Here is an 11,975-nt window from a genome sequence, read left to right as displayed (position 1 = left end):
ACCTGAATCCATTCAAATGAAAAAGAAAATCCTGACCATCGCTTTACTGAGCGCAATGACGTTAAACTACGGATGTAATTCCAGGAAAGAAGAAGGAGAACAAAAAGAACAGAAAAAACCTTTAAGCCTGATTGTCGTGGAACCCGGCCATTTTCATGCGGCACTGGTTCAGAAATCGATGTATGCGGATGTGGATTCCGTTGTTCATGTGTATGCCACAAAAGGCCCGGATGTACAGGCTTACCTTGACAAAGTTGAAAAATACAATACACAGACTGAAAATCCGACGCACTGGAAAGAGGAAGTCTATACCGGAAATGATTTTCTGGAAAAAATGCTTTCCGAGAAAAAGGGAAATGTAGTCGTACTGGCCGGGAATAATCAGAAAAAGACGGATTTTATCAAGAAATCGGTGGACGCCGGTTTGAATGTCCTTGCCGACAAGCCGATGGCGATTGATGCCGCCGGATTCGACAAGCTGAAAGAAGCATTTGCAAGCGCAGAAAAAAATAAAGTGCTTCTGTACGACATTATGACGGAGCGCTACGAAATCACCAATGCATTGCAGCGCGAACTTGCCTTGCTTCCGGCGATTTTCGGTGAACTGCAAAAAGGAACGGCTGAAAACCCTGCGGTTGCAAAGGAAAGTGTGCATCATTTTTTCAAATACATTTCAGGCGAGCCGCTTGTGAGGCCGACGTGGTTTTTTGACGTGAAACAGCAAGGCGAAGGAATGGTCGATGTGACGACACATCTTGTGGATCTGGTGCAATGGAGCTGTTTCCCGAATACAACGCTGGATTATCAGAAAGATATTGATCTGTTATCGGCCAAACGTTCCGCTACCAAACTGACGCCTTCGCAGTTCAAACTTGTTACAAAAAGCGACAAATATCCGGATTTTCTGAGCAAGGACGTAAAAGACAGCACCCTGAATGTGTATTCCAACGGAGAACTTCATTACACGCTGAAAGGCGTTCATGCAAAAGTTTCGGTAATCTGGAATTTTCAGGCGCCGGAAGGAACCGGCGACACGCATTACTCGATCATGAAAGGTTCCAAGGCCAATCTGATCGTACGTCAGGGAAAAGAGCAGAATTACAAGCCGGTTCTGTACATCGAAAAAACGGATAAAAGCAAAGCGTATGAAGATGCTGTAACCGCAGCGTTCAAGTCGGTTCAGGACAAATATCCCGGCATAGAACTGAAAAAGAATGCAGCCGGCTGGGAAGTAACGATACCCAAAAAGTACGACAACGGACACGAAGCGCATTTTGCACAAGTCGCCAACAAATACATGGAATACCTGAAAGCCGGCAAACTGCCTGAATGGGAAGTTCCGAACATGATCGCGAAGTATTATACAACTACGCAGGCTTTGAAAGAGGCGAAGTAATTGATTATAAATCAATATTTTAGTACAGCAAGCGAGTGGATTGTAATCTGCTCGCTTGTTTTTTTATTGACTCATTTGAAATTTTAGTAAGTGATAATTTTTGACGTTTAAAATCTTCCTTTTCACCTACTCTCCTCTTCTGATCCGTTCTACTTTTTCAAAAAATTCAAGCAGTTCTTTAAAAGAAAAATAGGTGTTGCTCAGATTTGGCGTATGGCCCGTTTCGCTTTGAGCGAGCATGAATCCGCTGAACATCGTCCAAAGTTCACGGTTCCAGCTTTCGGCGTTGCTGCTGCTCAGCAATGCACTTACTTCCCGGCCATATGCAATCAACTTCCAATCCGCAGCTTCGTTAGCGTGTGTTTCTGTGTGCATTTCTTCCGATTTCAAATGTGTGGAACAAATCGTTGCTGTAAGCAATCTGTTTGTTTTGCAGCAAAGCACCGGTTCCTGCAAATGGTACCCAATTTATCCGGCCGGTATTTTACAATCAAATGCGCGTAAATTACTCAAACATTTACCGATGGATTTGTATAAATTGCCTTTTTAAAGAAACCGTTTTCCGCATGACACATACTAACTCCAATCCAAAAATTCACGAGGGCCGCAACCTGAAACGCTTCCGCGAAATGCTCGGGATCAAACAGGATTTCCTTGCCTTCGAACTTGGCGACGAATGGAACCAGCAAAAAATCTCATTATTGGAACAAAGAGAAAAGATCGATGCCGACATTCTGGAACAAGTTTCGGCAATTCTTAAAATCCCCATTGAAGCCATTCGGAATTTTGATGAAGAAAATGCGGTGAATATTATTGCCAATACATTTCATGGCAACTCAATGCTGAATGCCATAAATAACAATCCTACTTTTCATCCTATTGATAAACTTATGCAGCTTCATGAAGACAAAATTGCGCTTTATGAAAGAATGTTGAAAGAGAAGGATGAAATGATGTTGCGGTTGGAGCGGCTAATTGGCGTGAAGTAAAACTCCTAATTGCTATGACAGAAGAAGAAAAATTCCTGGATTTGGAGAAGAAGATACTTCTAGGAATGAAAAAGACATTTGAAAGTGTTCTTGAATTTAAAAGACAAAAGAACTCCCCTTTGGTAGTAATGAGAGACGGCGAAATTGTAGAAATTTGGCCAAAGGATTTTCATAAATTGAAAAGGAAAGACAATGAAATGAACAAGCTGGAAATGTACAAAGAAGCTATTGTGAAACTTTGTAGAGCACACAAAGTGAAAAGCTTATATGCGTTCGGTTCCGTTCTGACTGATCGCTTCGACGCAGACAGCGACATTGATCTGATCGTCGATTTCACTCCAATGCAAGTTGAAGATTACGCAGACAACTATTTTGATTTTAAATTCTCATTACAAGATATTTTCAAACGCCCGGTTGATTTGCTGGAAGAAAAAGCGATCAAAAACCCATATTTTTTGCAAAATATAAATAAGCAAAAGCAGCTTGTGTATGGACAATGAGATCAAAACTTGGCTATACGACATGCTCAATGCAATTACAGAAATTGAAAGCTTCTTCGCTGACCGGCCAATGTTATTTGCAAGTTATCAAGCCGACTTACGCACAAAACGCGCCGTTGAAAGAAACATTGAAATCATCGGCGAGGCAATGAATCGCATTATTAAAAAGGACAACTCCGTTCAAATTACTAATTCACGAAAGCTTGTTGATGTACGTAATCGGATCATTCATGGTTATGATTCGGTTTCGGATGAAGTTATTTGGGGGATTATAGTTAAGCATTTACCAGTATTGCAAATTGAAATAGAAGAGTTAATTAAGTAGAAGGCTTTTCAGCCTATTCTGTAATACATATATTCAATTTTATCTAGGCAAGTCTATACTTAGTCGTCTCTTCTCGTTCGAAGGCATGTACCGCTAAATAAGTTAAAGAGTAAATACTTTCTTTTATATAGAAAATTTACGTGCTTTTTGCACCCTACTGTATATCAGATATTCTTTAAACTTAACATCATGTCAAACCCTCTAGATCGGATCATCCTAAATGAAAATGCCTATTTCTACACGAAGGACACAAATTCATTTTACTCAAACGCACATATAACTGATCTATTTGTAGATATATCACGTAACAAGAGCGGCAACTATCTTCTAAATATCAAGAAGCAAAGCAAGCAAATTCGAGGTATTCCTCTTGAATTTTCTATTTGTGTTTTCAAATATGTAACTATCCCCTCTTTCATTGACAAGCCTATCCCAAGATGGGAGGAAGAAAAAATCGCCTATCTTTTGATAGTAGATTTTAAGGATCATGTGTTAATCTCTAAAAAAAGTGTTTTTAGCAGAGAGGATTTGCTTCATAAAGATCTTGTATCTCTTGACTATTCAACATTAGCAACCCTATTCGTTGAAGATTCCACTAATTTTGAGCGCTTCACATTAAATAACACGAGTGTTTCTTCTGATGCAATAAAAGGAAAGACACTTGAAGCAAATGATTTAAGAAAATCCTTTTCTGGTTTTGGAGCCAGTAAATATGTTGTTAATTCTCTTAGGTTAAGCAATAATGAGGAAAAGACATCTATTGCTTTGAATACTTCAAGAATATCAAATTATGGAGAGAAACGCTACTTAAATGAATTACTTAATTGGGCTGCAACCACCGTACTTAGGATTCGCACACACGTCCAAAAAAATTCATTTTTAAATATTTTTGCCACTCCTATTGACTACGAAAGTAACAGAGGCTTGCTAACTCCTATTTCACTGCTTTTTAGTCTTACTCGCCTTAACAATCATATCGAAAGTCAAGAAATAACTGGGTGTGAACTTTATATAAATGAAGATAAATCAAGAGTAATTCCATTGCTCGAGATTTTAAAATCATTAAAAAATGTCTTTGACATTGAAAAAGTTGTTTCAGGAAGCGATGTACTCTACAAAGTCTCTAACAAGCTTGTTAAAGATATTGTTGTAATGATGAATCGAAAATCAATCACCCTCTCTTCAAAGAAAGCAAAAAATTTAAACTTTAAATTTAATGATGGATCAACCGAAAATTTGCTACAATACTTCAATCGACACAATGATTATATCATAAATTTTGAAGATTTAAGCTTAGTCTACACTAGTAGAAAATTATTTAAGGACAGTAAGTTGGTAGGCTTTATTGATAACTTCCTAGAAATATTCACAGGTAATAGCGCACTTTTAACAACTACAAGTGAGAAGGGTACTTTCAATACAACATCAGTTGGATTCAGTACGACTAGCATCTTCCATTATATAGACAATATACTAGTTCCAGCTTCGGACTATGCGTTTTTAGATGATTTAGGCGACGAGTGGGCAGATTTTATAACCTTAAAAGATAACAAGATTAGTTTTATACACGCCAAAAATGGTGATACGCAACTTTCGGCGTCAAGCTTTCATGACATTGTTGGTCAAGCGTTGAAAAACATTGGAAATTTTAGTCCATCGGATGATCAGCTATCAACTACAAAGAATACTAAATGGAGTAAAAACTATATATTAGACGGGATTACTACTAAAATTCCTCGGCTAAGAAATGGTGGAACGGTTGATGCTGCCGTTACTGCATACGAAAAAATCTTAGTTTCTGCTAATGTAAGAAAAGAGATTATTCTTGTGATCGATTTTATTTCCAAGGGCTTACTACAAGACCGCTTACAAAATTTGCAAAATAATATCGCTTTCCGAGAGCGAAGCCAAGTTATCCAGCTTCTATGGATAATTTCTAGCTTGATAAATAGTTGTTCGGAAAATGGAATTGAAATTCATGTACACTGTAAGCCATAGCTGACAGCTATTGTCCACATTAATTTGAATACGTAAGCTGATTTTCTCTCACGGTTCTAAGCTGCACGGCTTATCCAAACTTTATGCCCTCCAAGTCAGCTCCACTCCTTCCCTTTCCAAAAATCCCTGAAATCCCTCCAATAACCCCTTATCCTCACGCACAAGCCGCGGAATTACCTTTTTCTCCGTCGCATATTTCACAAGCAATCCAACTGCTTCACCGATGCTCCATTCCACCGGATGCAGGCGGTAACAGCCGTTTGTGAGGTGCGTGGTGCCGATGTTTTTGTTGGCGGGAAGCAGGTTTTCCATTCGGATGGGCAGCAGGGCGCCGAGCGGAATTTGAAACGGCAATGAGGCGAAATCGATGTAGTTGTCTTTTCCCGTACTCGGATGCAGGTCAATGTGATAATAACCGATTCCTACGCTGTCGTAAAATTCGGCTGCTTTGTTTCCGGTTTCTTTTCCGGTGATCATGGCCCGGTTTGCAGCGCCTACGTGTTCTTCTTTAATCGTAAACACGGCTTTAATACGCCTCGATTCACGCACATACGGGTATTTGGCAAATCCGTCTGCCGTTCCCATGATATCTTTCCGGAAGCATATGCCGGGCCAGCCTTTGCCGCCGTCCGGGCGCGGCGCTTCGGTTTGCAGCCAGTAAAGCAATGACAAGCTCAGTTGTTTTCCACGCTCCACATGGCGCTCAAATTCCTTTTCACTTGCTCCGATCAGGTTTCCAAGGAAATAATCATTCTGCGGCCAGTTTACAATCGTAATATCGCTCCCGTAACTTCCGATTGTGAAATTGTCTTTACTGATTATCCTGCGGTAATTCCAGAGATTCAGTTTGTCGCCGGTATTCATACCTGTGGGATGAAATGCGAGTTCTTTCGGTTCAAGGGTTTTTGGATTGGAATACGAAAGTGAAAGCAGCTTTCCAGACCATGGCGCCTTCATTTCAGGTATAAAATTTTTCCAGAAATCGTATTCGGCCGGCTTTTCAATCACGTGATTTTCACCGTAGCAATAATCCATGGCGAAGCAAACGGTAAAAGCCTGATTATTTTCCGGATTTGCTTTTTCCGGCGCATGCAGTTCATTGGTTTCGCTTTTCGCCTCGGCGCCTGTTACAAACTCGGTTCCTGTCATGGGCAGTAAATCGCCGAGTTCAGTCGCATCCACAAAGTAAGGAGCCGTCAATTTCACCTGCTGTTTGCTGCGCTTGCCCAGCACATGCAGCGATTTTACTTTATTGCCGTTTACTTCTGCGGAAACGGGCTTGTGTTCCAGCAGCAACGTCAGCTTTCCGCGGCTGATGTACGGCGCCAGCATTTCCGTCAGAACGGCCACGGCTACTTTCGGTTCGTGGCACAATCTTGAGACCGACCCGTTTCCCGGATTCAGGTATTTGCCGTTCTTTGCGGCTTCCGTTAACGGGTAATTGCGGATATAATAGTGCCGGATTGCATTTCTGAAATCGCGGTAAGCCTTTGGCGCGCCGTGCGTTTCGATCCATGGATGCTCGTCCGGCGGAACGCCTTGCTGACTGACCTGCCCGCCGATCCAGTCCGTTTCCTCGGTTAAAATGACGGAAAGGTTATTCCGCAAAGCGGCAAGCGCAGCGGCGCACCCGCCCAGTCCGCCGCCGGCAATAACAACATCCGCCGTCAGGTTTTCAGTTTTTGGCTTAGCTTCCGACTGCTTTTGTGCGACATACTCTTCGCTGATTTCAGGATTTACAGCCACAATACTGCTTCCTGCGGCAATGCTTTGAATGAAGTTCCGGCGTTTCATAAGGTTTTATACACGAAGAACGCTCATTGCAAAGACGAGGCTTTACAATGAGCGTTATGAATTTCTTAAGACAGAACAATTATACCGCTTTTCCCATGACGTACATTTCTTCCATGGTAGGCGTCGGATTTCCGCCTTCTTTTTCAAGCGTGATGGCAAAAGCTGCCGATCCGGGTTTTGTATTTTTCATTTTCAGAACTTTTCCTGAAAACTGATTGTCCAGCATGCCAATATCGACCGGTTTTCCGTCCACAATGCTCCATAACTGATATTGCTTGCCCTGCGGCGGTTCCGGCAACTTGCGTACGTCCAATAAAACCTCGTTCGTTTGCTGGTTCCAGAATGCGGCAACCGAACTTTCAGGCGATTTGGGAAGCCCGGCCATCTGAACGATTTTATACTTGGGATTGCGGTAAAGGTTTGTCAGCTGCTGATTATCGACGTACTGGCTTTTTATACTTTCCATTTCAGCAACGACCTTTTCATTGCTTTTCTTCAATCCGTTTATCTCATTGGCCGACCAGGCCGCAAATAATGCAAGCAGCAAGGAAGCTGCAACGGCTAGTCGAGCCCAGAGCGGTGTTACTTCCCGTACTTCGGTTCGATCAAATGCATTGGTGATTACGTTGGAATCTTCTGTTTTTTCTGAAACAGGCAAAACCGGCACATTTTCAGACGCATTCACCGAATCGGCATGCGATTCGTCAGCGTTCGTTTCAGCTGTGTTTTGAGGAGTATCGAAATCCATTTTGGCAAAAATGGACTCTTTCAGTGAGGCTGGCGGCGCAGTCTGATGTTTCAGTGCATATTCTTCCAATGCGCTTTCCGTTCTCAGCAGCTCTTCTTTAATCTCAGGGTAAATATGAGACATACACTCCACTTCCTGCTTTTCCTGCGGAGAAACAGTGCCCAATACATACTCTTCTAGTATACCGGACTCTATGTATGCTTGGATGTTCATGCTGCAAAGTATTGTTTTAACTCTTGTAATGCTGTCCGGATTCTGGATTTTACCGTTCCCAAAGGAATACGCAGTTCTTCGGATATTTCTTCATGCGTATAGCCCTGAAAGTAAGCCATATCAATCAGGATTTTCCTTTCCGGCCTGAGCATGTTCACGATTGCCTTCATTTCCGAACTGGATGCCAGTGAATCTTCATCCACGTCAGGTTCATTCAGAACTGCCTTGTTTTCAATATCATCCATGACTGGCTTTCTTCCCTCCATTCTTGCCGCGTCAATTGCACCGTTCCGGGCAATGTTCATAATCCATGTAAACAGCCTTCCCTTTTCCGGATTGTATGATGCAATATTTTTCCAGATTTTCAGAAAAGATTCCTGTAATACATCAGCCGCTTTTTCTTCGTCCCTCAGCGTTTTGGAAATGATATTAAACAAAGCTCCCGAGTAGTGATCGTACAGAAATTCAAAAGCGGTTCGCTCATTTCTTTTCAGAGCTGCCACCAATTCCTCTTCCGAGTATTTTACCTTGCTAGTCGCCAAGAGTTGCTTAACATTTAATTGTATAATACTTGTCGGCAATCTAGTAAAATTTCGGAATAACAGGGCTGACGCTTTGTAATTAATTGTTTTATCATACCGGCAAAAAGATCCGTACGATTGAAGAGGCAAGGCTGCATGTGTCGTGAGTGTAAAAGCTGTCATCTTCGTGTGTTTTAACCATATACGATTAATTCACAGGATTAGATCGGAGAAATGCCTGAGGCCGTTCTTTTACTTTCTGAGCTTTTCGACCTGCCAGTAAGTAAGGCAAAGGAAAAATATAATCAGGCTGAGCAGGTAAATAATGTTCCGCGAATCGATAAGCCCTTTTCCGAGCGCGCGGTACTGTTCGTCCAGCGCAGCCCAGGAAAGTATCTGTGCAACAAATCCGGTCCCGAACAATGCCGCTACCGAGCCAAACCCGATATACCAGATGAAAGCAAGAAAAACGCCCAGAATAAATGCGACAATCTGATTGTCATTTACGGAAGAAGCCCACAAGCCCATAGCAACCACAACGCCGCTGAAAAGCAGCAAACCGATGTAAGATCCGAAAACAGCGGCTGAATCAACGTTTCCTTCCGGATTTCCAAGCTTGTACACGCTGTAATAATACAGCAAAGTCGGCAACAGCGTAATCAGCACCAGAAACCAGTTTGCAAGAAATTTACCTAAAATAAGGTCGCGGTTTTGAAGCGGTTTCGTCAGCAGCAGTTCAAGCGTGCCGTTCCGGGATTCTTCGGCCAGCGAGCGCATGGTGATGGCCGGGATCAGAAACAGCAGAACGTAAGGTGCCAGCTGAAAGAATGAGCCAAGATCGGCATAACCGTAATCGAGTATGCTGGAATCCGGGAATACCCATACGATCAAACCAACGGTTGTCAGAAAGACTGCCATCACGATGTAGGCAATCAGTGAATTGAAAAAACTCCCTATTTCTTTCTGGAAAATTGCTAACACAAATCTGGATTTTTAACAGGCTGTTGTAACTGGAAAAGCTATTCAAATACCGGCTTTTCACGTCGTAAAATGGCAGCGATAATAAGAGAAACTACAAGTCCCATTAAAACAGAACCTAAAACGCCCATGAAAAAGATGATGCCCGGCGACATAAACCGCTGCGACAACTCCATGGCCTGATCAATCTGCGAATCGTCCATGCCTCTTTTTTCCATGTCCTCACGGACTTTATTCATTCCCTGCGTCAGCAAGGTATTGTCGATAAACTGCATGTAAAACATGTTGAAGGCAGAACTCAGAAGCCCCATTACTGCCGAAACCAGCGTGCCAAGACCCAGGCCCTCACCATAGGACATAAATCCTTTGTTCTGCTCGCGGTAATCCTTCATGGCAAGAACAATGGCGACAATCATAAAAATGAACGTCAGTGAAGTCAGGTACTGATTTTGCGACAATCCTGAGACGTTTATAATCGTGGTATAAACCATAATGATGACGGACGTAAGAACGCCGTATTTAAGCGCAACCCGGGCTGTAGATGCTCTTTCTTCCATTTCAGTGCTTTTAAGGTTTATTCAAATTCCATTTCCGGAACCTCAGGATAAACTCCGGATGTAAAATTTACGGTTTATTATGAAAAACGCCGTAATTCTGTTTGCGGAAAATCAGCGAAATGATCAGAATGGGAATAATGGCCATTACCGTTTTTTTGCTCACTTCATCCATAATAATCTCCGACCGCTCCATGCCGCCTACGCCGTTATACATTTTGGAAAATTCCGCTTCTCCGATGTTTTTCACGAGTTCACTTTTTCCTTCAAGCATCAATGCTTTCATCTGGGCAATGTAATCTGTGAAAACAGAAGGATCTGCATACGTCACAAAAAAATAGATGAGCCAGCCCGCAATCAGCGCACCGATCGTATTCACGACATAACCGATCGTCAGTGCTTCCCAAAGATGCAGAAACCCGTTTCCGACTTTCTTGCGGAAATACCAGCAGGCCACTGCAATCATAATGATATGTATGCCGAAATCCAGCACTTTATTGTTGCCAAGCGGCACGATACCCATTGCGTATAAACCCAGAAAAAACCCGAAAACCAACAGCCCCGTTATCAGTCCGAACAGCAGGGGAATTTTAAGAATCGGTTTGTTAAAATATGCTATGACTGATTTCATTTGTACCACTCCTGTTTACCATTGTTGATTACTCCTCTTACCTTGCCCGTCAGCGCCTTTCCCAAAAATGGCGTATTCTTTGATTTGGAATAGCTCTTACTAAAATCCCACTCCGTTTCCGGTTCAAAAAAAGTCAGGTTTGCTTTTATGCCTTCTTTAATGCTGCTTTCCGGTAACCGCAGAATTCTTCTCGGCGCAGCAGTCAGTTTTTCAACAATATCTTCAACGCTCAGGCCGCTATGCATGATGGCAAGTGAAAAGACCGTTTCCAGCCCTGTTATTCCGAAATCGGCATGATCAAATTCAACGTTTTTACTTTCCTCGTCATGCGGGCTGTGATCCGAAACAATCGCGTCAATGGTTCCGTCTGCAAGTCCGGTTTTAATCGCATCCGAATCGGCAACGGAGCGGAAAGGCGGATTTACTTTCAGGTTGGTATCAAAGCTGATCAGGTCCGTATCGTGAAATGCCAGCTGGTGCGCTGCAATATCACAGGAAACCGGAAGCCCTTTTTTCTTTGCTTCCCGGATCAGCTCCACGGATTCGGCTGCAGAAACAAGGGAAACATGAAGCGCCGGAACGTCTGTTTTATACATGCTTTTTTCCAGTGCATATTCCAGCAGTTTCAGATCGCGCGTCAGCATCATTTCTTCGGCCAGCGAAGGCATTCCTTTCATACCGATCAGCGTACTGGTTACGCCTTCGTGCATTTGGCTGTAAAGTGTAAGCTGTCTTTCTTCCGGCCTGTTCATGAGCAGTGCATTCATCGGCTGAAGATACAGGATTGTTTTCAGGAAAAGGTCCGCATTCTGAACCGGATGCTCGCCGTCCGTAAATGCAATGGCACCGGCTTCATGCAAGTCGATCATTTCGGTAAAGTCTACGCCTTCCGCTTTCCGGCTTACCGATCCGGCCACATGCAATTTCACCAGTTCATCCGTTCCCGACTGACGAATGTAATTCAGCGTATCCTTGCTATGCACAACCGGCTGCGAGTTGGGCAGCAGCACAATTTCGGTAAAGCCGCCGTGCGCTGCTGCCTGCCGCACACTTTTAAGGTCTTCTTTATGTTCGAATCCGGGGTCACGCGAAGCAACGCGCATATCCAGCCATCCGGCGGACACATACATTTTACCGGCTTCTATAATTTCGGCTGAACCTGCAGAAAGATTTTCACCAATTTCTTTAATTATACCATCTTCAATCAGCAAATCCTTTATTTGTCCGTTAAACGGAGACTTTTTATCAACAATCTGAACAGAGCGAACTAGTAGTTTCATATTTATCTAACAAGAATGAATTGCCGGAATCAAACCGGTTTCAAAAAA

General features: G+C 42.8%; 13 protein-coding genes. 5 read left to right on the top strand and 8 right to left on the bottom strand.

What is annotated here, in order from left to right; all coding sequences use genetic code 11:
• Positions 1-16: 16 nt before the first annotated feature.
• Entirely contained in the window at positions 17-1,396 is a 1,380-nt protein-coding gene (locus FEM33_RS08505) for a putative oxidoreductase C-terminal domain-containing protein (RefSeq protein ID WP_139011604.1), read from the top strand.
• A gap of 126 nt (positions 1,397-1,522) precedes the next feature.
• Here FEM33_RS08505 and FEM33_RS08500 read toward each other — a convergent pair whose 3' ends face one another.
• Positions 1,523-1,771: a hypothetical protein gene (locus FEM33_RS08500; protein ID WP_139011603.1), complete on the bottom strand. Its 249-nt coding sequence runs from the start codon at positions 1,769-1,771 to the stop codon at positions 1,523-1,525.
• Between the two features lie 191 nt (positions 1,772-1,962).
• On the opposite strand from FEM33_RS08500, the gene FEM33_RS08495 reads away from it, so the two are divergent.
• The 4 genes from FEM33_RS08495 (at position 1,963) to FEM33_RS08480 (ending at position 5,208) form a co-directional block, all read left to right on the top strand.
• Complete coding sequence (locus FEM33_RS08495) at positions 1,963-2,385, top strand: helix-turn-helix domain-containing protein (RefSeq protein ID WP_139011602.1); 423 nt, start codon at positions 1,963-1,965, stop codon at positions 2,383-2,385.
• 14 nt (positions 2,386-2,399) lie between these two features.
• Positions 2,400-2,885 carry a nucleotidyltransferase family protein gene (locus FEM33_RS26690; RefSeq protein WP_229214148.1) on the top strand — a complete coding sequence of 162 codons (486 nt, stop codon included), beginning with the start codon at positions 2,400-2,402 and terminating at the stop codon, positions 2,883-2,885.
• The gene (locus tag FEM33_RS08485; protein WP_139011601.1) at positions 2,875-3,210 is read left to right on the top strand and encodes a HepT-like ribonuclease domain-containing protein; all 336 of its coding nucleotides are present in this window, start codon (positions 2,875-2,877) and stop codon (positions 3,208-3,210) included. The genes FEM33_RS26690 and FEM33_RS08485 overlap by 11 nt, the downstream gene beginning before the upstream one ends.
• A 189-nt stretch (positions 3,211-3,399) precedes the next feature.
• Entirely contained in the window at positions 3,400-5,208 is a 1,809-nt protein-coding gene (locus tag FEM33_RS08480; protein ID WP_139011600.1) for a hypothetical protein, read from the top strand.
• 81 nt (positions 5,209-5,289) lie between these two features.
• Here FEM33_RS08480 and FEM33_RS08475 read toward each other — a convergent pair whose 3' ends face one another.
• From FEM33_RS08475 to FEM33_RS08445, 7 genes are all read right to left on the bottom strand, one after another.
• The gene (locus tag FEM33_RS08475; RefSeq protein ID WP_139011599.1) at positions 5,290-7,002 is read right to left on the bottom strand and encodes an FAD-dependent oxidoreductase; all 1,713 of its coding nucleotides are present in this window, start codon (positions 7,000-7,002) and stop codon (positions 5,290-5,292) included.
• A gap of 79 nt (positions 7,003-7,081) precedes the next feature.
• Positions 7,082-7,963 carry an anti-sigma factor gene (locus tag FEM33_RS08470; protein WP_139011598.1) on the bottom strand — a complete coding sequence of 294 codons (882 nt, stop codon included), beginning with the start codon at positions 7,961-7,963 and terminating at the stop codon, positions 7,082-7,084.
• The gene (locus FEM33_RS08465; RefSeq protein WP_229214147.1) at positions 7,960-8,505 is read right to left on the bottom strand and encodes an RNA polymerase sigma factor; all 546 of its coding nucleotides are present in this window, start codon (positions 8,503-8,505) and stop codon (positions 7,960-7,962) included. The genes FEM33_RS08470 and FEM33_RS08465 overlap by 4 nt, the downstream gene beginning before the upstream one ends.
• Before the next feature lie 231 nt (positions 8,506-8,736).
• A complete protein-coding gene (gldF, locus tag FEM33_RS08460; RefSeq protein WP_139011597.1) occupies positions 8,737-9,465 on the bottom strand; it encodes a gliding motility-associated ABC transporter permease subunit GldF in 729 nt (242 codons plus the stop codon).
• A gap of 38 nt (positions 9,466-9,503) precedes the next feature.
• Positions 9,504-10,019, bottom strand: coding sequence for a DUF4199 domain-containing protein (locus FEM33_RS08455; protein WP_139011596.1), 516 nt, complete (start codon positions 10,017-10,019; stop codon positions 9,504-9,506).
• A gap of 67 nt (positions 10,020-10,086) precedes the next feature.
• Positions 10,087-10,647, bottom strand: coding sequence for a DUF4199 domain-containing protein (locus FEM33_RS08450; RefSeq protein WP_139011595.1), 561 nt, complete (start codon positions 10,645-10,647; stop codon positions 10,087-10,089).
• Positions 10,644-11,927 (bottom strand): dihydroorotase, encoded by a 1,284-nt coding sequence (locus tag FEM33_RS08445; RefSeq protein WP_139011594.1) that lies wholly within the window; start codon positions 11,925-11,927, stop codon positions 10,644-10,646. Before FEM33_RS08445 ends, FEM33_RS08450 begins: the two co-directional genes overlap by 4 nt.
• Between the last annotated feature and the right edge of the window lie 48 nt (positions 11,928-11,975).

Origin of the sequence: Dyadobacter flavalbus, assembly GCF_006149045.1 — a bacterium.
Lineage (GTDB): Bacteria > Bacteroidota > Bacteroidia > Cytophagales > Spirosomataceae > Dyadobacter > Dyadobacter flavalbus.
This window is presented reverse-complemented; position numbering and strand designations above follow the sequence as displayed.

Coding starts and splice junctions, on each gene's coding strand:
- FEM33_RS08505 (WP_139011604.1), top strand. CDS start 17: ATGAAAAAGAAAATCCTGACCATCGCTTTACTGAGCGCAATGACGTTA.
- FEM33_RS08500 (WP_139011603.1), bottom strand. CDS start 1,771: ATGCACACAGAAACACACGCTAACGAAGCTGCGGATTGGAAGTTGATT.
- FEM33_RS08495 (WP_139011602.1), top strand. CDS start 1,963: ATGACACATACTAACTCCAATCCAAAAATTCACGAGGGCCGCAACCTG.
- FEM33_RS26690 (WP_229214148.1), top strand. CDS start 2,400: ATGACAGAAGAAGAAAAATTCCTGGATTTGGAGAAGAAGATACTTCTA.
- FEM33_RS08485 (WP_139011601.1), top strand. CDS start 2,875: ATGGACAATGAGATCAAAACTTGGCTATACGACATGCTCAATGCAATT.
- FEM33_RS08480 (WP_139011600.1), top strand. CDS start 3,400: ATGTCAAACCCTCTAGATCGGATCATCCTAAATGAAAATGCCTATTTC.
- FEM33_RS08475 (WP_139011599.1), bottom strand. CDS start 7,002: ATGAAACGCCGGAACTTCATTCAAAGCATTGCCGCAGGAAGCAGTATT.
- FEM33_RS08470 (WP_139011598.1), bottom strand. CDS start 7,963: ATGAACATCCAAGCATACATAGAGTCCGGTATACTAGAAGAGTATGTA.
- FEM33_RS08455 (WP_139011596.1), bottom strand. CDS start 10,019: ATGGAAGAAAGAGCATCTACAGCCCGGGTTGCGCTTAAATACGGCGTT.
- FEM33_RS08450 (WP_139011595.1), bottom strand. CDS start 10,647: ATGAAATCAGTCATAGCATATTTTAACAAACCGATTCTTAAAATTCCC.
- FEM33_RS08445 (WP_139011594.1), bottom strand. CDS start 11,927: ATGAAACTACTAGTTCGCTCTGTTCAGATTGTTGATAAAAAGTCTCCG.